General features: G+C 42.3%; 12 protein-coding genes. 1 reads left to right on the top strand and 11 read right to left on the bottom strand.

What is annotated here, in order from left to right; all coding sequences use genetic code 11:
* Positions 1-39: 39 nt before the first annotated feature.
* A complete protein-coding gene (locus tag JL001_RS08380; RefSeq protein WP_200975664.1) occupies positions 40-1923 on the bottom strand; it encodes a right-handed parallel beta-helix repeat-containing protein in 1884 nt (627 codons plus the stop codon).
* 549 nt (positions 1924-2472) lie between these two features.
* On the opposite strand from JL001_RS08380, the gene JL001_RS08375 reads away from it, so the two are divergent.
* Positions 2473-4488, top strand: a complete 2016-nt coding sequence (locus tag JL001_RS08375) for a hypothetical protein (RefSeq protein WP_200975663.1) — start codon at positions 2473-2475, stop codon at positions 4486-4488.
* Positions 4489-4697: 209 nt separating this feature from the next.
* Here JL001_RS08375 and galB read toward each other — a convergent pair whose 3' ends face one another.
* The 10 genes from galB to JL001_RS08325 all read right to left on the bottom strand — a co-directional run bounded on the left by galB (position 4698) and on the right by JL001_RS08325 (position 22373).
* The gene (gene galB / locus JL001_RS08370; protein WP_200975662.1) at positions 4698-7130 is read right to left on the bottom strand and encodes a beta-galactosidase GalB; all 2433 of its coding nucleotides are present in this window, start codon (positions 7128-7130) and stop codon (positions 4698-4700) included.
* Between the two features lie 224 nt (positions 7131-7354).
* Positions 7355-10105, bottom strand: coding sequence for a hypothetical protein (locus JL001_RS08365; RefSeq protein WP_200975661.1), 2751 nt, complete (start codon positions 10103-10105; stop codon positions 7355-7357).
* 61 nt (positions 10106-10166) lie between these two features.
* The gene (locus JL001_RS08360) at positions 10167-11081 is read right to left on the bottom strand and encodes a sugar phosphate isomerase/epimerase (protein WP_236252754.1); all 915 of its coding nucleotides are present in this window, start codon (positions 11079-11081) and stop codon (positions 10167-10169) included.
* Between the two features lie 38 nt (positions 11082-11119).
* The gene (locus JL001_RS08355) at positions 11120-12259 is read right to left on the bottom strand and encodes an exo-alpha-sialidase (protein WP_200975659.1); all 1140 of its coding nucleotides are present in this window, start codon (positions 12257-12259) and stop codon (positions 11120-11122) included.
* 234 nt (positions 12260-12493) lie between these two features.
* Positions 12494-14026: a family 43 glycosylhydrolase gene (locus JL001_RS08350; RefSeq protein ID WP_200975658.1), complete on the bottom strand. Its 1533-nt coding sequence runs from the start codon at positions 14024-14026 to the stop codon at positions 12494-12496.
* A 12-nt stretch (positions 14027-14038) separates the two neighbouring features.
* A complete protein-coding gene (locus tag JL001_RS08345; protein ID WP_200975657.1) occupies positions 14039-16018 on the bottom strand; it encodes an alpha-L-arabinofuranosidase C-terminal domain-containing protein in 1980 nt (659 codons plus the stop codon).
* A gap of 228 nt (positions 16019-16246) precedes the next feature.
* Positions 16247-17587 carry a rhamnogalacturonan acetylesterase gene (locus JL001_RS08340; RefSeq protein WP_236252753.1) on the bottom strand — a complete coding sequence of 447 codons (1341 nt, stop codon included), beginning with the start codon at positions 17585-17587 and terminating at the stop codon, positions 16247-16249.
* A 2-nt stretch (positions 17588-17589) separates the two neighbouring features.
* The gene (locus tag JL001_RS08335) at positions 17590-20316 is read right to left on the bottom strand and encodes a Tat pathway signal sequence domain protein (protein WP_200975656.1); all 2727 of its coding nucleotides are present in this window, start codon (positions 20314-20316) and stop codon (positions 17590-17592) included.
* A gap of 36 nt (positions 20317-20352) precedes the next feature.
* Positions 20353-21087 carry a DUF6250 domain-containing protein gene (locus tag JL001_RS08330; RefSeq protein ID WP_200975655.1) on the bottom strand — a complete coding sequence of 245 codons (735 nt, stop codon included), beginning with the start codon at positions 21085-21087 and terminating at the stop codon, positions 20353-20355.
* Positions 21084-22373 carry a DUF4861 domain-containing protein gene (locus JL001_RS08325; protein ID WP_200975654.1) on the bottom strand — a complete coding sequence of 430 codons (1290 nt, stop codon included), beginning with the start codon at positions 22371-22373 and terminating at the stop codon, positions 21084-21086. The genes JL001_RS08330 and JL001_RS08325 overlap by 4 nt, the downstream gene beginning before the upstream one ends.
* Positions 22374-22484: the final 111 nt, after the last annotated feature.

Raw genomic sequence — 22484 nt, 5'->3', positions numbered from 1 at the left:
GTTTACCCGTCCCCAGACTCCCTCCAGTCTACTTAATTCTTACTCCTTGATATTTCGATAGTCCTCTTCCAATCCTGCCTTTTCCTTGATAGAAATATCCACTTGGGGTCCATTGTTTTCCCAAAGATTTCCTGGCCCTGGACTGTTGGAAAAGAATTTATCTTTTTCGGTCCAGTTGTCGATGGCTCGGATATAAGAAGAGCCCTCATCAAAGTAAATATATTGGTGATGATGGGGCATATGAGCATAAGGCGCGTCTTGAAGATCATAGATGGCATTCTCACTGATCACAGTATTGGGTTGGGAAGAGAGGGTATAAATGCCTCCCACGTCGTACATCTGCTTTGCAAAATGATGGATACGGTTGGCATGGATACGGTTATTTTTGGCGGAGGTAATGGTTTTGGTCCAAAACCATCCCACGCAAATCCCGGAATAATTGATATCGCTCACCTCATTGTGCTCAATATTGACATCATGGGCCGACCCTACACTGATCCCTACCGTACCCCAATCTTCATTCGTCACATTGGTAATGTAATTGTTAGCAATGGTCAAGTGGTGCACCAGCTCTCTTTGGTCTATGGGATTATAAGGCAAATGGGATTCAAAATCAGGCCCACCGAAATACCCTGCTTGAATGCCTGTACCTCCGAGATCCTTGAATACATTTCCGATTATTTCGCTGTTACTGACTCCTTCCACGAAATCCAATCCTGTTGCGGCCATGTGTTCAAAGCGACATCTTTCAAAACGGATTTTTTTGGCATAATTAACCGCTACTCCAGCAGGTTGACGGCCAGTCCATGCTTGATTTTCTAAACTGGCCTTATCAGGTGTCCCTGATTGCTTGAGTTTGTAAGCTTCCAAAATGTACCAGCCTGCCTGTAAGGGCACATGTCCCCGATGCGATGGCCTCATCCAAGTGGTATGTTCAAAACCTATTCCCACAAATTCCACATGCTCAACCAAATGATCTGCGTTACCTTCCACCTGAACGATGGTTTCCAAAAAAGGTACAATGGCCTCTGCTTCCTGCATATTTTCTCCGGCTTTAGGCCAGTAATAGACTTTGCCCCCTTTCTTATCTAGGTACCATTCTCCAGGCTGGTTGAGCAGTTCGGCTGCTCCTTGCCAATAATAAGCCGAATTGCCATTGTATTCTTTTTTTTCATCGATAAACGGTGCTGGCCAAGGATGTTGGAATTCTATTTGACTTTCTGGCTGATGAAAAGTGAGCTTGGTTTTTTCGCCTAATACCTCTACTGATTTTACTCTCAAGTTGGCAATGGCCCACCATTGGTGAATGACAAATTCCAACTGATCGAGATTCTTGAAATTCCATTCTGGTGTGGGAATCCACATTTCTTGCCGGGCACTGTCCACTGAAAGAATCCTGTCCAATTCACCTTCATCAAGATTCGTAGCCCTTTTAGCTTTTTGGCCATTGATCCAGAGTTGGCGGAATTCTACCATTTGGCCTCCTTCCAAAGGGACTTCAGCCACCCATAGCTTTCCTGTTGCCTCAGCGGGAAACCCTTTGATTTCATCAGGGGCTTTTCTCCAATTTTTTACAGTTACCCCTCCCGAAAAAACCGGTTGGGCATTTGGTGCTGCTTTGATTATGGTAGGGCTCGTCGCCGTCCCAGCATCTTCAGGACGGATCAAAAGTGGCTCGAAGAACTTATAAACACCATCTTCAACAATAATCTGAATTCCGCTTGCTATGGAAGGATCCTGTAGTCGCCGCAACTCCCTTGCTTTTCGCAAAGCCATATGAACAGTTGCCAGCGGGGACTGCTTGGTCCCCTTGTTGGCATCACTGCCATTTTTCGCTACCCAAATATCAGCAGCTGATGCATTGGAAAATAATCCCAGCAATAGGGCTAAAAGAACACAGTAGGATATTTTAGGTCTTTTCATTTCTTTGGTCATTTCAGTTGAAGAGCTCCTGGAGTCTTTAACCAATATTACCTCAACATCCACTCATTACTATCCTGCACTTTCGGGATAACCCTTTCAAAATGTAAAACCATTAATCAAAAGCTTTATTCTAAACCTCAAGATTAATCATATCGAAAAAAATATGTCAAAATACCATCTTCAGCAGATAGAAACCTTTTTTGAATTTCTATCTAGATCATTTCACCTCTTTGAGCCCTTGTAAAGCCCTTTTGAATTGCTTCAATGAATGCCTATAACTATTTTTGGAAAACAGCTTTTACAAAATCGTGTATTTTACATTTTTTTATATTTCAAATAATAAAAAACGCTTTTTAGACTACTTTTTCAATCCATTCTTTTTAACTTTAGTTAACCACAGAATTAAGCCAGCTCCCTTTTTGTAACATCCCCTACGAAGCGCCAATATTGGAAGCAAGTTTACCTATCTTTTTATGGCCTCTAGGATACATTCAAAAAACGTTCAAGCAATTTTCATGATCATAAATTAAGTGCTACCTCCCAACAGCTATGCGATATCTACTTTTGATTCTTACCTTACTCAGTTTTATACCTGATACAAAGTCCCAAAATAAAGTCGATTATGAAAATTGGCTTTATGCTGTGGAAAGGGAATTTCCAGAAATTGATCCAAATGCAGAAAGCTCTGGCCTAAGATCAGGAAGTAGCCTTTACAATCGAATAAGGTATAATTTACTTTCAGAAAACTATTTCACACCCGTTTTTGGAGAAAGCTTTTCAAAAATGGGGCTTTCTAAAAGAAAGAAACTTTATAAAAAAATTTCTGGATTCAAGAGAAAAGGATACCCTTGGGCCAAAAGATTAGACTGGTATATGTGGGGAGCCTTTACCCAAGAAAGAGCTTATAAAATGGCTCTTTCTGAAACTCAAATAATTCAGGAGCTGCGTTCAGAATATTCACAAGAAACAGAAAAAATATATGCGGGAGAAATTTCATTCGGTGACTTAGAAAACTTGTCGAGAAGGATTGAAAAAAAATACAATAAATTATTACCATCGGAAATAAGTACTTTATCAAACCTAATTGCTAACGGAAAGCAGAAAGCAGCAAACAATACGCTTAAAGATGAAGCCAATGCCATCAATCAGCTTCCCGTCAGCATTTCATCTTTACAATCCTTAGAAACTTTTAAGCGTCTGCACCAAAACCTTTACGCCTACGCCTCGGAAAATGTCCAAATGGATGTTGATGCTCAAGTGCAGCAAAAAAAACAAAATATTTTATCTGAACTTGTAGAAAGAGATAAGGAAGAACTTAATAATATGGATCTATCCAGTGTATCCATAGAAACTTTGAACAAAGCTTGGAATCAGATAAACCTTGCTTACGGACCATACCAAAACGAGGCTTCCGTAAAGGAACTGTTCCAGTTTTACAGTCAACAGAAAACCCAGTTTGTCACTTTAAACGCTTCAAAAATTGCAGAAGAAGTAGGCAGGTTCAATTCACCAACAAAGCTCAAAGAACTTCATACCTACTACTTGTCCAACACCTCTTCTAACTTAACACTTCAAAAACTTTCCACCTATATTACAGAAAGAGCTGAAGAAAATGAAAGAATCATTCAGGCAGAACACCTAAGACTTAAAAGATTGGAGGAAGCCCGCCTAAGACTAATTGCCACCAATCAGCAAGAAGTTGCTAGGCTCCGTGCCGAGCTCCGTATCCAGTACGAATCCAATCTCCCTACTTTTGAGGAACTCCATTTCATCCTCCAAAGCTACCTTACCTTAATTAACCCAAGTGGAAAATATAATGTGTCTGATGCAAAAAAATTCATCCGATTGGTAGAGGACCAACGATATATGCGTAAAAATCCAGGTAATATTTCAGGAGATGATGAGCTCTTTGAAAACAGTAGAGGATTTAAGATTCATTGTTCGGCATATACCTCGTTTGATAGTGAAAACTTGGCCAATGTTGAACTCAAAATCCCAAATGCATCAAAAGAAATGTTCCGCCTTTACGCCATGGAATTATCTTCAGGATACCGCAATTTATTGACTCCATACCTCACTCCTGAAACCATGCCAGCAGATGGAGATTTTTTCATCAATAGTGGAAGAACAATATACTCTATGGAAATGGATGAAGAAGGAATGCTTATTCTTCAGGCCCAAAGAAACAGTTTTGCAGAATGGCCCATCATTGCGGAAAGAACATCCCCCAATACACTCAAAGTCACTTCCTTCACCACTGCAACAGACGTCTCTGTAAAAGCAGGACAAAAAATTACTATTCGAGCAACAGGAAAAATCACTTTAGGTTTATTTGCAGGAAGTTGCGACCCCAACGGCATCAATCAACTCTCCAATTACAACTTGGTTAAACAATTCAACCATGGTTCTTTAATTGGGAAAATTGGTCCAGAAGGAGAATGGTTTTCTGTTGGTAGAAATACAAGTTTTATTGCCCCAAAAACAGGAGTAATATATCTTCAAGTAAATGATAATGATGTAAACAATAATGAAGGATATTTTACAGTGAGCCACCAAATAGATTAACCACTCTTCCACTAGTTGACTTAGTCCAACGGCATTCTTGATGAGGAGACATCATAAAATAACCAGCTAGTGCTTCCCAAATTTGTGAATTGAAAAAGCCAAAGGTTTTATCCCCTCAAAATTCAAACATAACCATCAGTAAAACAACCTTCTAATCATTACAACATAGATTTTAAGATTTCTTGTATTATTAAGTATAAACAGAAATTTCAATTATTAACCTTTAGTTCGATCTCAGCCGGCTGAAGATTTTCTGCTGTGGCCTTAACTTTCACCACTCCACTATTGGAGGTAGATTGGACTATCAATAGGCACTTTCCTTTGAATGCCTTGCGATAATTGACCTTAAATGGCTCCAAACTGGCTTGGTACCCATTGTCAACTCCTACGATAGTAGCCTCTTCACCTTCCACTTCAAAATGCACCATATTGTCCGCATAAGGCACTAAATTACCTTCCATGTCCTGAATGTTTACCGTAATGAAAGAGAGGTCTTTCCCATCTGCTTTGATGATTTCCCTATCTGGGGTCAAAGTAACTCTTTGAGGCTCTCCAGCAGTAAAAATTTCTCTCTCTAATACTTCCTTTCCATTCTTTCTAGACACTGCCTTAATATTTCCAGGCTGATATCGAACACGCCACATTACATGGAGCTCATCATCAGACTTCTTCCTCGTCCCTAGTGACTCTCCGTTGAGAAACAATTCCACTTCATCTGCCTGGTTATAATAAGCCCATACATCAACCATTTGGCCTTCTTCCCAATTCCAATGTGGAAAAACATGTAATACTGGGGTATCCGTCCATTCACTTTGGTACATGTAATAAACATCCTTGGGAAAACCGGCCAAGTCTATGATTCCAAAATAGGAACTTCTTGCCGGATAAGGGTAGGGGATAGGTTCTCCCAAGTAATCAAACCCTGTCCAAACGAAGAGGCCAGCCATAAAGTCTTGCTGCTTAATTGATTTCCATGTTTCCTCATGTGTACTGCCCCAATAGGCAGATACCTGATCATAAGCGGATACGGTATAATCCTCATTCCCAGTAGTCAGGGGTTGGTCATAGGATGCAGGCCAACGCATTATGGTATCAGAAGGCAGGTCATAATGACCTCTAGTGGCCAATGCAGACATATTTTCTGAAGCAATCAATTTTTCACCTGGATACCAGTTAGGGAAATTCTTGTGGTCTTTGTGCTTATAATTAAAACCCAAAAGATCCAAAGCACCTGATTGGTAAATGAAATTCTTCTTGGGAACATTTTCTGTCAATGCGCAGGTCACCGGCCGGGTATTGTCAAGTTCTTTTACAATTCCCACCAACTCACGGGTAATACTGATACCGGTACTGTCAAATTGCTCTCGAATCTCATTCCCAATACTCCACATCATCACGGAGGGATGGTTTCGATCTCTCAAGATCATATCTTCAAGATCCTTTCTGTGCCATTGGTCCCAAAAAGTATGGCTATCTTCATCCACTTTTTTCTTTTTCCACACGTCAAAAGCTTCATCCTGGACAATAAAGCCCATCTCATCGCACAAGTCCAATAGCTCAGGAGCTGGAGGATTGTGAGCCGTTCGAATGGCGTTAACTCCCATTTCCTTTAAAATCTCCAACTGCCTTTCAATAGCCCTTTTATTGACAGCAGCTCCCAAGGCACCCAGATCATGGTGATTACAAACCCCAAGAATTTTCATCGGAGTTCCATTGAGGGAAAAGCCTTTCTTGGCATCAAACTCAAAATACCTGATACCCAATGGTGTGGTATATTCATCTTGCAATTGCATACCGGCATATACCTTCGTCACCACTTTATATAAGTATGGCCTTTCGGTCGACCATAGGGCTGGCTGACTAACTTCCATTTCTTGTAATATTTCGAAGTGGCTGCTGCCTTCCACGGAAGCTTTGGACTCCAACTGTGCCACCTCTTGATCTTCAGCATCCAAAATCACCGTTTCAATGGTCAGGTGTCTTCGGTTGTGACCTTCATTTCTAATGATCACTTCCAGCTCCACTTTAGCCGTTTCTTTGCTGATTGCTGGAGTGCTCACAAAAGTGCCCCAATGATCTACATGGATCTTGCCCGTTCTGATCAACCTTACATTTCTATAGATTCCGGAACCTGTGTACCACCTTGAATTGGGTTGGGCAGAATTATCCACTTTTACCGCAATTACATTGGCATCATCTCCATATGTCAGGTATTCACTCAAATCATATTTGAAAGAACTGTAACCATTTGGCCGCTCTCCCAAACGATGTCCATTGATCCAAACCTCACTGTTTCTGTAAACCCCATCAAATTCTACCCAAATGCTCTGCTCACTTGCTTCCTTAGGTAAAAAAAAGGTTTTTCTGTACCAGCCCATACCCGCTGGCAGTGCCCCTCCCTCTGGTTTGGTAGGATGATCCTCACTAAAATTACCTTCAATGCTCCAATCATGAGGAACTGAGAGTAATCTCCAACTGGAAATATCAAATCCTTCTTGGATGGCATTGGGGTGATCTCCTAGCTTAAAGTACCATCCTCTATTAAAATCAACAACCTGACGAACTTCCTTGGAAGAAAATGAGCAGGCCCAAAAGCCAGAAAGCATCATCAAAATCATTGAAATACTATACAGTTTTCGCATAATTCAATTTATAAATCCATATCGAGAGGGGTTTCTGGTAGGCTCTCACTTGTAAAATAATACACAGTTTTCTAGAAAAGAAGGTTTTCAAACATTTTACCGCTCCCCGTAAGCAAAATATCTTTAGATCAAATACCTTAAAAAACATCTATATTCTTCTAAAATCGAGGAAGACTTTTAGCTACATGATTGATTTCACCCATCAAAGTCTTTTCAGATCACTTTTAATAAAACACCCAATCTACAGCTACTTTTTGCTCGTCTCCAATAAGTCCAACATCTCTTGAAGTGATTTCTTGGTCTGCTTCTATAGCCCCTAAGATCAATACTTTACCATCTTCCAAAACCAATTTATTTTCCCCAGCCTCAAATAAATAGGTATGGATATTTAGGGGTGGCATACCCTCTACCTGCATGGCATTGGCAAGTTGAACTTCAGCTTCTCCACGCATATTACCCATGGCATTGGTTTCCAAGGTGGGTGGAGTAAGAAAATGTTTGTCGCCAGTATTAAAATAGCCTAAAACCAACTTCAAGGGTTGCTTAGCTGTAAATTCAAGCTTAATCCCCTCTTCATCCAATTTTTCAGATGAAAGTAATAAGCCATTTAAGTTACTAAGCTCCTCAGCCATTTGGGTGATTTTGCTTGGGCTATCACTAAAGACTTTTTGACCTGACTTGACTTCAAAAGTTGGATACTCTGTTTTCCAATCTATGGCTGCATTTTCCCAGGGCTTACCCTTTTGGACAGGTAGTTCTCCATCATCCCTGTCACTTAATAAAGTGATGTTTCTTTTAAAACTGGCCAATTCCTTTTCATAATGAGGAAGTAATTCTGACCAATGCTTATTTTTCCCATTATCTCCACCAATGGGAATCCTTCTCATGGAGGTTTGCATGCTATTGGCATACCAGTAGCTGTCTTTGGTCAGTGCTACCAACTCCTTATAATGGAGGACACTTTTTTCCAAGTGAGGCAACGCTTCTTCCAAATCCGCCACATCTCCTGAATATTTGAATTCCAACACCTGCATGGCTGCTTTCACCTTCTCAGAGAAAAACTGTGCAAAAGCTTGATAACTGTGTATATCATTTTGGAGGCGGGCAAATTCACTCTCATTGGACGTAATCTGAAGCGCAGCAGCATCAATGGCCTCTACTGCCCGTCTTCCATGTTCTACGACTTCTGCTATCAGCTGAGGGGGGATTTCCCCTTCATGAGCTAAGCCCTTATGTTCTTTTTCGGCATATTCGATCAGGATTTCACCCAAAGGGCCACAAGAAGAATGAAAGCCAGGATATACCCTCCACTTGTAGGGGTTGATCAATTGGCTGCCAAACATCCCCAGCAAGAGAGTTTGGCGATTACCCTCGGTGATCCCGAACTTCCTCAGAAGTTTGGGTGCAATTTCGCCTGCCTCTTCATAGGCTGTTAATATTTGCCTCCCAACTTCCTCTCCAGCCCCGTATTCTTCGCCTAACAATTGACTCCAATAGTCAATCTCTTCATCACGATCTCTTCGACAATTCCAAGCATAACGCCCCCAAGCCTTATACCAAATCCAATCCCTATCGATCTGTAAAAGCCGCTCATCTCCTTCAATTTTATCTGCTGTGTATGGCCAATCCCAGTAGGATGCCTGTGGGTAAAGATGCAAAGCATTGGCTCCATGTACATCATGCATGGCTTGCACGCTCTTTTGGATAAAGTCCGGTGATCCGTATCGAAACGGCTCCAAATTGGCTAAAATATGAACATTGGAAATATGAATGTTACCCTTGGAACTTAGACTTTTGTGGATAGCTGTCCAAGGGCCTCTGGGTTGGTAGGTCGTCAGTGACTCACCGTTGTATTTATGAGTGGTATAAAGGTTATGGTAAAGGGGTAATGCCTTCTCCATGACCAATGGGGCATTGGTGTCATGAGCCCTCAAAATAATTGGAGGTTCATCGGTTCGCCCCAATGCTTTCAGACCATCCTTTACACCCGGAATGATGGTTTCAGTAAACCACTGCACATCATTTTCCTCACCAGACATGGCCTCTCCCAGCGCCACAAGTAAGCCTACATTGGGGTATTTCTCAATAAATGCCGCAATTGATTTTTGAGTGTAATCTGCTATATATGGAATAATTGGGCGACTTCGATCTTGGGTCTTAATGCCATAATGTTCCGCAAAAGGCTTGGAAACAATGATATTGTAAAACATTTGTATTACCCAAATCCCCCGCTTATCGGCTTCCTCTGTGATAAAACGAAACATTTCTTCATTTTTCTTGAATGTTTCATCATCCACTTCTACAGCAAATGGATATTCCTCCAGTTTTACCAAAGAAGCAAAAGGGTGGCCGTTCCAAAGATAAAGGGAATTCATGCGGTTATTCACCAACATGTCCAAATAGTCTATCCAAAGTTCCTTATCGTAAAACCAAGGGAAATTTTCAGGGGTATAAGGGTATTCATATACACCTCGCCCTGGTAAATATGAGGTCTTCTGTAAACCAATACAGGCTCCGCGAAGGACCATCTCCGGCGCGTCTACCAATTCTTGCTGATAGTCGATTGTCCCTGATGCTTTAAGTTGATCGGTCAACTCAATTGCGCCATATAATGCGCCTGAACCATCTACACCTTCCACCAACAAGATACTTTCTCCTATACTTCTTATTTGAAATGCCTCTTTTCCAACAAGCTCTCCATCATTTATTCCCCGTAAATTCTCTTTCTTCCACCGAACCAAAACTGAATCTCCTTGCTCCCCGATGACAATGGCCTTACCCTTTATTTTCTCAGCACCTAGTTTTTCTAATTTGACTTCATACTTGTTGTTAGCCTCCAGCGCCTTTACAAGCTGCTCTGCTCCAAACCTCACCCTGTTGGAAGCGTTTTCAGTCGTGAGGATAGTAATTTTTTCTCGTGAATGACATGCAGATAGCAAAAGGACTGCTACTAAAAGTCGAATCAGTAATTTCATGCCTGGTTAGTTTTGGGTAAATGCAAGAAGAACTATAATGTGTAAAATCTTGGGTTGTAAGTTAACCTTGGAACACTGACTTCATGTAAGCTACATTGCCCCCATAATTCGCGCGGACATTATGAACATCATCCGTATCCCTTGAGCGTTCAATGATCAACCAACCTGACCAGCCCATCTTGTCCAGGGTCTTCTTGATCGTAGGCATATCCAAAGCAGGGTCATTTTGGATCAGCTCACCATCAGTATTGGAGCAGTGAATTTGGGCAATGTTTTCTGCTCCCAATTTTTTCAGTTCCGTAGGAATATCTTTCCCGTTCTTGATGGCATTTGCGAAGTTGAAAGATATTTTCACTCCTGGTGATCCTATTTCTTTTAACAACTCCACTTCTCCAGCTGCATCCAAGGCTGTTTCTACAGCGATAACACCTCCGGCTTCCTGGGCTTTGGCCCCGGCCATCTTGAGCCTTTCTACTATCGCAGGCCTGAGTTCTGGGTGTTTGACCAAATCCCCTTGAACCCCCAAAGGCAAATAAGCCACTTTGATGTGCATCCCCTTCATGGTGTCAACTGTATCCTGTACCATTTGCGGGACAGTTGGACGCTCGGCAAAAGACTGGGCATAAAAACCTGACATGGCAATGGAGCTAAACCCAACACCTTGTTTTTGGGCTTCTTCCAAAAACTGTTGACGTGTTTGTGCATCTCCCAATTTGCTGTCAAAAGTATCACGATTACCCAATCCCCCCATATCCAACTCTATACCGTCTGCATTGATCTCATTGGCTAAGGCCAGGGCACTGAGTTTTTGGCGTTTGAGGATCATCCAGTCACAAACTGCTATTTGATAGCGCTTCTTTGCCAAACCAGTCATTGCCTTGCTGGATGTACAGGCAGCTAAAGCCTGACCAAAAACTATCCCTCCGCCAATCAGCGCCAAAGATTTGATAAAACTTCTTCTTTTAAAATTACTCACGAATCTCTTCCTTTTAAAACCTTTATTTATGCCTTCTTTCATTCTTCAACAGCTTCTTCTATGGTGGTCGCCTCTTCGGGAAGCTTGGGCCAAACTCCATCTTTGATCGGCAACGAGGTCAACCTATCTGGATCAATTTTCACATGTTTGATCCGCTCTCTTCTCCAAGTATATACAATGTGCACCATACCATCAGATGACTGTATAATCGCTGGATAGGAGTATTGGCTGATTTCTGAATCTTCCAAAACCAGTGAAGCTTCCCAGTTGATTCCATCATTAGAAATGGATACATTCAAAGGAGTTCTTGGACCTTTTGCTTTATCTCCGGGAGGCAGAACATGATTATAAACCAAAAGATGTCTTCCATCTACTAAGGTCACTGCATCTGTTCCGGAATTGTTATTTGGCAAATTGGATTTTTCCAAAGGAGTCCAAGTTTGTCCATAATCCTCGGACCAAGAAGTTCCTACAGCCCTATTGCGTGTTCTGGCCAAAATCTGAAGCTTACCGTTTCCATGATCCAACACACTTGGCTGAATGGCGTTAATGTCATCTTCTCCACGACCAATTGGACCAACTATTTCCCAAGTTTCCCCAAAGTCTGGTGAAACCTCAAAATGGATATTCCAACCATCCCCTTCTGTACTTGAAGGAGCTATCAAATCCCCATTATCCAACAAAACAGGTTTGTTTTTTACAGGCCCTACCGTACTGTCAGGAAGTACCTTTGGGGCAGACCAGCTCTGTCCTCCGTCCTTTGAGCTCATCATCATTCCCCACCATTTGGAAGGATGTGGTCCCACTTTATAATAAAGTTGTAAATCACCATCTGGCACCTGATAAAGCACTGGATTCCAAGTTGGATATCGCAAAGTGTCATTGATCACGCCATTGGCCACTTCAACAGATGGTGTCCATTGACCATCCTTATGGTGGCTTAACCATATGCCTACATCAGGATTTCTTTCATGGGTTCCGCCAAACCAAGCGGCTACAAGTCCATCTGAAGTTTCTGCTATTGTGGCAGCATGACAAGAAGGGTAGGGTGCTTCCTCATATATAAATTCATCTACAAGAATACCATCTCTCCAGCTTACTTTTTGTTTTTCCTGCACACAAGAGCCCAGTAAAGTCAAGGAGGCGAGGCAGTATATCCATAAGCTATTTTTTTTCATGACTCGGAATTGATTTTGGGTTAGTTGACATGATAAAAGTCAAGGGATCTCCCTTGTTTCAAAACCAAGGTAGAAAGAATAGGAGCTGGGGCTATCCTGTACTATCCCGTCAAAATCTATCCACAGGCAACTCGGATTTCACAGATATTCAATGCCAATTAGGTATTTAATATCTGTGAAAATCAGCAGAATCCGTAAACAAAAAAGCCAACCCCGAGAGGTTGGCTAAATCTTCTAGTAAACTTTCATTTCCCAAATTCCAGGATGTCCAGCTAAGATAATTACCTTTAAATACCTTGCCCCCGTTTTGACTTTTATATCGTGCGGGGTCTTGATTTCAGGTTCTGATTGTTCATGTACCTTTTTCCAATTTTCACCATCTTCAGAACCTAGTATTTCAAAAGCATGTCCATATACCGGATGCACAAATGCCAAGCTAATTCTTTTGATCTGCCGCTTCTTACCCAAATCGATTTGCAACCAAGGATTTTCATCACCTGCCTCTGCAACCCATCGGGTATAATTACTTTCATCTGTGGCATTCTTCGCCTCATAAGTAAATACCTTTTGTTTGGTCAGTTCTCTGGGACTTGTTCCTCCGGCCAAATTATTTGGATTCAAATCCATCTTAGCCTCTACTTCCTTGGCCTTTTTGCTGGAAGAAGCACTTGCTTTAGCACTAAAGGCTACATTGGTTCCCTCTTTGGATGGATTTCCTAAATAACCAATTCCTTCGAAATCAACTTGGATGGGCTTAATCGTACCATCAGAGTTAAACTTCATCTCATTGGCAAAAACCTGTCTGGTTGTTCCTCCTTCTCCATATTCCAAATAGGCAAAAATGTATTTCCCAGTTTGTGGATCGTGGAAGATATTGCCGTGCCCTGGCCCCCAGACTCCAGTATTTCCATCCGAGTGAATAAAAATGGCAGGCCCATCGGGTGCTTCAAAAGGACCTAAAGGCCCCTCTTTACTGATCATGTAGGCATTTTTATAATTTGCATGACCTGACAGGGTATAGAGATAATAATAGATATCATTTCTTTTAAAGACTGTCGGTCCTTCAGAATATCCACCATGGCTGGTCTGGATATCCATAACTTCTCCCTCCAATCCAGTCCAATCTTCATTCAGTTTGGCGGCCTTTCTTCTTCTCCAATAAATATAAGCAGTGCCATCCTCCTCAACGAAAACTTCCGCATCGATATCATCAATAATAGGCTTCGCTTCATGTTCCAAAATCTGAAAACCGTTAAAAGAAAGCCCCTCTCCATTGAGGAATTTAAAAGGACCTGTAGGGTGGTCTGCAACCATCACATAAATCCCCATTTGATCATCCGGCTTCACTATGGTAGGCCACAAATAATACTTCCCATCTTTCTCGATCGGTCTTCCAGGGGCCCAATACCGGAAAAATCCTGACTTTTGTTTTCCCTCCTTATCCTCAAAATTGTAAGCTTTGTTCCAATCAATATTTTCTAGGATGGTTCCTTCAAAGCTCCAATTCACAAAGTCCTTAGAAGTCCAAACAACAGGAGGCCCCATTTTGGACAATCCCTGGTCAATATCTGTCGTGCCGTAGAGATAGTAGGTTCCATCAAAATAGGCTATGGAGGGATCTGCAATATTGTCCGGCAAAATGGGATTGAACTTTCTTTCATTTTGAGCAAACACTACATTTACACTCCAAAAAAAGACTAAGATCAAAGTAAATGCAGACTGAAAGATCAGTCTGCATTTACTTTGATGATTCTCCAAAATCAACATGCTGAATTAGATTTATTTGGTCAACTTAACTCTGCCAACATTAACAGATTGGCCTTTTAATTCCAGTTCGATAGTTTTTTTGTTCACTTCTATGGATCTGCTTACAGGGATTACTGCTTCAGGGTCATCCAAAGAGTTATAGGCTTCCAGATCCTTGTCGGCCATTTCCAGGAGTTCACCGACCCCGTTTCCTTTGTATTTCCCGCCTAGCTTGATGCTGACCTGCTTGGCTTCTGATGAAGTATTGACTATTTTAAAAATTAACTCATTGGTATTTTCATCAATGGTCGCTGATGCATATAAGTCATTTTCCCCTGCCAGGCTATTACCCTCCTGGGTAATGGACAATACATGAGTACCAGGGTTCGTAGAAAATAGCTTCTGCACCTGGTAATTGGTCGTGCCATAAGAACGCAAATTATCAAACCATATCATATCTGGATTCCACTGCCAACCATCCACATGAGCAAACAATGGAGCATATGAAGCCAGCCTTACCACATCAGCATTTCGTTCCAAGCCCGTCATAAAAGCCGCTTCTGACAATGCCGCCTCCCAATTATTTCTTTTAAAATCTTCTCTTACCGTGGTACTGTGCGCAGCATATTCCCCTGCAAAAACCTTAGGACCATTGCGATCATAGTCATCATACCTTCTGGCATTTTCCCTGAACCAAGATGGAGGTCTGTAGTAATGTTCATCAACCAGTTCCGCATCCATCTCCCTCAACTCTCCCCAAAGGTACTCAAACTCTCTACCATCAGGAAAAGGGCCTGAAGTAGATACAATCGTCACCTCTGGATAGGCAGCTTTGATGGCTTGCTCAAAAATCTTGGCTCTCTCAATGTATTGAGGCCCCCAGTTTTCATTTCCTACACCAATAAACTTCAAGCCAAAAGGCTCTGGGTGTCCCATTTCTGCCCGCTTAGCGCCCCATTTGCTGTCCACTGCCCCATTGGCAAACTCAATCAAGTCCAACGCATCGTTTACATATTCGTCCAAGGCCCCTATAGGTACTTGCTCTCCAGTATTGAACTGACAGGCCAGTCCACAACTCAAAATAGGAAGTGGTTCCGCGCCAATGTCCTCTGACAACTGAAAATATTCGAAAAAACCAATTCCAAAGGATTGGTAATAATCCGGTGTAGTTCGATGGGCAAACTCAATATTCCAACGGTTTTTGATCACCTCACGGTCTTCCATATTTCCGATGGTCTTCTTCCACTCATATCGGTTTTCCAGGTCAAACCCTTCAACGATACATCCTCCCGGAAACCTCAAAAATCCAGGATTCATGTCCGCCAAAAGCTGAACCAAATCTTTTCTTAAGCCTCTTTTTCTTCCTTTCCAAGTATCCTCTGGAAACATGCTGATCATATCCACGTCTAATTCACCTTCTCCCTCGAGCAGAAATTGAAATCCCGCCCCGTCCAAAGTCTTGGCAGAGGTCATTTCAATCTCATATTCAGCCCATTCATCGGAAAATCCACTAACGGACCCTTCTCCGATCAACTGGTTTTTATCCCATAGTTTAGCCGTAACGGTTAAGTTCTGTCCTTTGGCTACTTTCGCAATGAAGGTCAAAGTATATTTTAAGCCTTCCTTGACAGCGATTCCTCGGAATCCTTGGTTGCTTACCCCAAAATTTCCCTCTTCATTGAGACGCTGCATTCGGAGAAATTTATGATTGGCTCCCGCAGCTTCATGTTTGCGGTTAAAAACATAGCCCTTGGCGCCATGGTCTTCTACTCTGCCCCATCCCATCATGGGGTTTTCAAATTCGAAAGAATAATTCTTGATCATCTCGGCATAAAGCCCACCATCCGCGGCGAAGTTGATATCTTCAAAAAATAACCCCCACATGGTCGGGGATACATCAGAGACTTTTTCATTCAAGTCGACTACTAATTCGGTAGGTTCATGCTGGGCTTGTAAGAACAAAGGCGCCATAACCGCCAATATCCCAAGCATTAGGGGTTTAATCTTTTTCATAAGTGCAGGTTATCATTAGATTTAATGGTGGATAAAACATTGTTTAATGCTCTATCCACATAAATTGCTTCGAATACCCTTCAGGTAATCGATCTTCTAATATAATAAATTAACTGTTATTTATACACTTATAAAATAATTAACCCACCAATATTAGGTTCTTTTAAAAATCTGTATCAGTTGATCAGAAAAGCAGTGATGAGACAGCTAATTCACCACTCTTCCCAATCAATCTCCATCAGGCTTAATAATAGAAGTCTTGGTACTTAAAGGCCAATAAAAGTCTTCAAAAGGAGGTGGAGAAGCCGGATCAAAGGCAGGGATATCTTTCTTAAGATAATCCTTGAGCTTTAGATCGGTTTGTTTTAATCCCAAAATTACACAGCTGGCCAATTGATAGGCTCCATAAGTACTAAAATGGGTATTATCCGCGAAATCCTTATCCTGCCCTTCAAAGGTTCCTGCTCGAAAATGCACAAATGCCCTCTTGGATTCCTCTACACCCCATGCCTCATAGAGTTCTTTGCTCATAGCATTTAGGTCAATCAAGGTAATATCTTCCTCTTCAGCCAATTCACGCATGGCAGCAGGATAATCACCTAAGGTATTGATAATCTCTCCCTTTTCATCAAACCTTCTTCGATGCATTGAAGTTACCAAAACCGGAATTCCCTTCTTGACTTTCACTGCTGCTACATATTCTTTGATAACTTCTTGATAAGACGTGAAAGGGTCGACATGATTTCCTCCTGGCTTTTGGTCATTATGTGCAAATTCTATGAAGAGATAATCGCCAGGTTTCATTAGGCTAAGGATCTTCTCTAATCTTTTTGCACCTCGAAAGGACTTTAGCGTTTCACCAGACTCTGCATGATTGGCGATGACCACTTCGCCAGGCTCGAAGAACACAGGAAACATCTGACCCCAAGCTGCCCAGGGTTCATTGGCTTGGTCCACCACCGTGCTGTTACCGGCCAAAAAAACGGTCGGAGCTTGCGCATTGGGTGTAATCTCAATGGCCGCAACCTTTGGCTGCTCTCCATTAAACTCTATGGTCAGCTGGTGATCCCAATGTAAATATTCAAGCTCGCGCGATTTGAGCCTTACTTTTTCATCGGTACCTTTGATTTCAGGATAGCGCACATGCACTGAAAAAACTTTTTCTACCTGTTCACTAGGCTCAGTGTCGGTACGGTCCACCATCAACCTTCTATTTTCCACCCTTACGGTAACTGAAGAACTTTCTTGAGTATCTCCTAAAACCACTTTTACATCGTAATTTCCTTCAGGCACATCCACAGTGAAGAAAAATGGCTGCTCACTGGTGATAAAGTCTCCTTTGAGTACATCTCCTCCTCTATCTATCCCCTTTACTGAGTGTCCTTCCAAGAAACCATACCCTGTTGAGCTGGAATAATTCATATTAGGCTTTACCTGCTTATATCCTTTGGCAACTTTTCCTTCTCCAAAGTCAAACTTCCAGTTCTTAGAATGCTCCTGTTGGGCTTTGCTAGTAAGGATGATCCCAAAAGTGAGGATCATCCAAACTGAAATCCTGAACATTTTCATATCTATTCCTTTAATTCGCTTCCTACCAAACCCAAACATTCTATGGCCGCCAATCCCCATTGGGCAGTGGCATTGGTGGATATGCGCCCTTCTTCTACAGGCCGCAACACATCCTCACCCTCCACAGTATAAATCGCTGGTTTATCAAAACGGTAGCCTGCTGCTCCCCCAAAAAATTCATCCCAGGCTCTTTTGGCCAATGCTGGGTCTTGTTTTTGCTGTGCGGCATAGGCAGTTAATCGACTATGACCTTGACCGAGGTTAAGCCTTCCCAAAGCATTTCCCAATTCCTTTTCTTGCTCTTCACCAGAGGCGTTATACAAAGTACAATACTGTAACCAAGCTTGTTTGAATGCTGGTATATCAATATTTTGTACCAACTCTGAACATATCTCCACCAAACCAAATACGGCGCTCAGATGGGAGGCAGATGCGCGCTGACGATCCTGAATTTCAAATTCTCCTGTCTGTAAATCCATTCTACTTCCTCCTGTAAAAAAGCCTTTCGGTTGGGCGGCAATAGTCCGCATGCTATTCACGAGCTTCTCTTTCATTTTTTTGTCTCCAGTTCGTTCCCATTCCGTCAACCAAGCTGCTGAAATAGCACTATAATCCGTTCCAAAACCAACATAAACCTTGTTTGGGTCATCTTCTGTTTCCCAAACAGACTTGTCACTCACTTTCCTGGTAGGCGGAATTGCTTTCAAGGTAGCAACGGCATTGATCTGTTCCCGCATCAAATCACCCACTCGCTCATCACCTGTCAAGTAATAATAAAAGCGTCTATTGGCTGCTGTGGAAATGCGAAGTTGCTTGGCGCTGCAGCCCCAATGCTGTACGTTATGCCGGCTTCCAAGTGGAGCAAACCTTCCCAAATGATGTACATCCACTTCTCCTGTATGGCGGGTCATGGCTTCGGCCATCCTAAACACATCCGATCTTCCGGTTCTCAAAAAATAATACCACAACCATAAATCCGTGGACAATTCTGAATTGTCCCAAGCAAAACCACCCACATCGTACTTCCACGTATGCCGGTCATAATCGTAACTGTGCATTACATCACCATAATCCCAAAACCCATACCATCTCCGGTCGTCCACTTGCTGGTGATAAAATGCAAAATAATCTTCCAAGTACGCTTCGATCTTTGCCTTTTGGGGAGTGCTGCGGTCAGGTAAATCCCAAATTTTCCCAAACACGCCCACTTGGTGCAAATATTGTGGCTCTGGGCTGAGCTGTGGAGGCACTGCCACACCGTCCGCAATAGCATTGAAGTAGGAAGCATCAGGCGTCTCTTCCAAGACTGCAATGGTCATCTCACTGGTTCTGGCAACTCCCTTGGCAGTACCAAAGCCCGGCTCATAATCTTCATAAGTAATATTTAAAGCATCCAACTGCTTTTCATAGGTATCTTGTCCCATGCCATCATGATAAAACCGCAAGTCCATGGCCGGGGAATCCGGCGCCCATAGCCACATGGTCACCTCAGCATTTTGAGTGTGCGCATCCCGAATGTCCAGCTGCGCTGGATAACTCTGCCAGAAATTCCTAATCCCAAATGCAACTCCTCCCGAAGGTCCGCCGATATAGCCTGTTCCACGTGCCCGATCTCCAAACCCGGATTTCAGCCATGAATGTCCAGCTTTGGTGCGCTTACGAATGGAGAAAGCATCTGGACTGGTTTGGGAAAGGGTATAGTCCCCGAAGGCTGGAATGTAATGCAATCGAGATTTAACACTATCAGGGAAAGTTGCTTCATCGGGCGTTTTTTCTCCTTGGACCTGAGCATCCCTGACCGCCTTGCCGGCATCTCTTCGCAAACCTGTCAAACCTCTGATGGCCTCAGCGAATACTCCCCGATCTTTTCCTGCAAATCGAATATGTCGGTCATATAACTCATCCTCCATAGGAACCTCAAACCTCAAGCCTAAGCCTTTGATAAAGTCTTTTTCCTCATCTCCATCAAACACAATGGTATGCATGGTCCTTATGGAATCTCCTCCGGCATAAAAATACAATCGAATCACAAAAGGCAGCCAAGCTTCATACCCCGTCCCTGCATGCTTTCCTTCAATCTTTACCACAGCTCTCACAGGGCCTTGTTGCTCTACAGCAACTTTTTCTATTTGGCCTTCAAAGAGAGATGTTGTTATATTTTCTTTTTCTCCTAATACACCATCTTGATGCAATAAAACCAAACGGCCATTGATCAACCCTTGTCGGCCATTCCTGACTATACTTTCTATTAACTGATTACCACTTTTTGAAATATTACACTGAACCAAACCAGTGTCGATCTTGATTTTCTCCGCAGTCTCTTCCACCACAAGTGCCTTCTCTGGTTGGACTCCCTTCCCTGGCATCAATTTGACATCTTTTCCAAGCTTACCAAGTCTCGAGATCGCATGACCTGACCATTTGATAGATCCATCAGGCCAATATGCCAATGGCCAACTTTGAACAGGATGTTGTTTCCCGTTTTCATTGATTAAATAAAAGCTTTCTTTTTTCACCTGTCCCATAGGCCAGGGTACCCCCAGTGTGGTTCCACTAGTATAAATTCCCTCCGGTTTTTCCAGCCAATGGAGATTGACAGGTCCTAGTTTTTTTGAACTTCGGTTTTTACCAGAAAAAGCTTCTGCTATTCCCGGAGCCATATAAAGAGAAGAAGTGATCAATGCTGAATTCTTGACAAAACTCCTTCGCGAAAGTGAGTAGTTTTTCATGTTGTGGTGTTTAGGGTTTATCCGTTATGTGGTAGATTAATTTTTATTTTCAGGCATTTGCAGCTGATATATCCTTAGACTGTCAATTTCATCATGTGACCAGGTGGAGCGAAACCCAAAATATCCAGTGGTCAATGGTGTTTCATCTTTGTATTCAAAGAACTTCTCTCCATCCACCCAATAAGTAATGGTTCCATTTTCCACCTTTATACTGATGTCATACCAATGGTTGGGCTGTAGCAAATGGGCTTCATCTTCCAAATCAAAAAGCAGTGTTTTTTCACCGTTGCCCTGGTATTTTCTAAAACGGGTGGTTCCATTATAATTCCCTCCAAAGCCTACATAATACATCAGTAAGGAATCATATTCCTCAAACTTGCCACTCCTTGTAAATAGGTTGGTATCCCTTGGGTCAGAAGCCATCCAAAACTGATTCAGGTCAGAAAGCCTATCGTTGGGACCATCAGCCATTACTACCTGTCTTTTATAGTGAATCTCAATATCACCTGCCAATTTTCTATCCAACCAAACCGTCACTCCGCCCTTCGTATCCAGTACCAGTTTTCCATCAAAAGATGAAACTGAAGAGTTGGGAAGACTGTCCATTTCAATTTTCCATATTTTGGTATCAAGAGGTAATGAAAAATCATCTTCAAAGATTAGCTTTTTGACAATGGTCTTTTGTTCAGAATGATGGTTTACGGAGCAGGTGCAGGAGGTAATCAACACGCCTGTCACCAAAGCCATTAAACTATATCTCAATCCTTTCATTTCGCCCAAACTACTTCTACCTCTGCAGTCAATTGGTTCACCAAGTCAACTACATGGCTTTTAAAATATTCCCGATCGGTAAATTGTTCATCAGAAAGTTCCCATCCTGCTACAGCATAATAAGCTGCTGGCTGGCCATCTTCTATTTCTAACTTTGCCAAATAGCTATTGGAAAGGTCTCCAGATTCGGGCGCTTCTGTAAATCCAAGGTAAATTGATTTGGGTAAGATCAACGCCATTCCCAACCACCATTCCTTTTCATAAGTCTGCTTATCATGCGTCAATAATACCACCCATTCATCATTCACCTCTATTTCTGACAAGTCCATGTCATTATTGATATTGACCAAACCTATAAGAAGTGTTTCATCACCTTGAATACCATAGACCGACACTTCATTTTTATAGGCATACATTCCTGGCCAGATTGTGCTGACTTCATGCACATCGTAGTTGCGTTCATGGGTTTTCCAATTCAGGTAATCATATTGAATTCGTGAACGAACAGGCCCTTCATTCAAAATCTGAAAAACACTGTTTTCAATATTATTAATGGAATCATTGACAGTCACCCCAAGCCTGGCTGGAGCACCATCGATCATCAAAGCTACACCGCCCAAGCCTACAGAATTCCCAACCGCCAAAATATCCCTACCCCAGTCTTCCATCACATGATAATTATCCTCTACAGCTCCTTCGCTATTGATTCCCACTTCTTCAGGGCTCATTTGGGAAGTTTTCTTGCCAAAAAGATCTTTAGCATTCCTCCCATCAAAATAATGACGAAAACCTACTTTATCATTTTCCCAAGAAGGTCCATCCGTTTGGTACGGCTGATACCCTACACTCTTAGGAAGACCATCTGCCTGTAAAGTATCGCTTTGAGCCGGATGAACTGGAATATCTACTCCCTCCCGCAAACCAAAACGAACACTTGTTCTTGCTGGAAACTGAGGTTTTTCCTCCGCCCAAACCAACTGAAGTTTTTTCTTTTCTTTGGCCGAAAAGTTCAATACCATAAACAGCTCATCCCATTTCCCATCACCATCCATATCATCCCACTGCACAGGAATCGTGTCTCCTCCTGAGATGATCAGAGGAAACTTCCCTGCCTGATCCTCCACTCCGGGAATAGTTGTCTTATTCAATAGGATAGGCTTGTCTGTCAAAGCAAGTTCTGCCTTGTTTTCCACTGTAAAGCTTACTGTTTCGTCGGCCTCCTTTACAGGGTTGCATGCTGCGCTCAGCATAATGAAAGTGCTCAGCATCCAAAAAGAATACTTCATAATTGTCCTTGTTTATATACCGCTTAAAATAAAAAGAAAAACCCGTTCATCTCTGCTGAACTGTGTTGGTCGGAAACTGATAGAACGCTTAATCATGGCACAACTTGGAGT

Source organism: Echinicola sp. 20G (genome assembly GCF_015533855.1).
Taxonomy (GTDB): Bacteria; Bacteroidota; Bacteroidia; order Cytophagales; family Cyclobacteriaceae; genus Echinicola.
The sequence above is the reverse complement of the archived record's forward strand: the minus strand, read 5'-3'. Positions and strand labels throughout refer to the sequence as shown.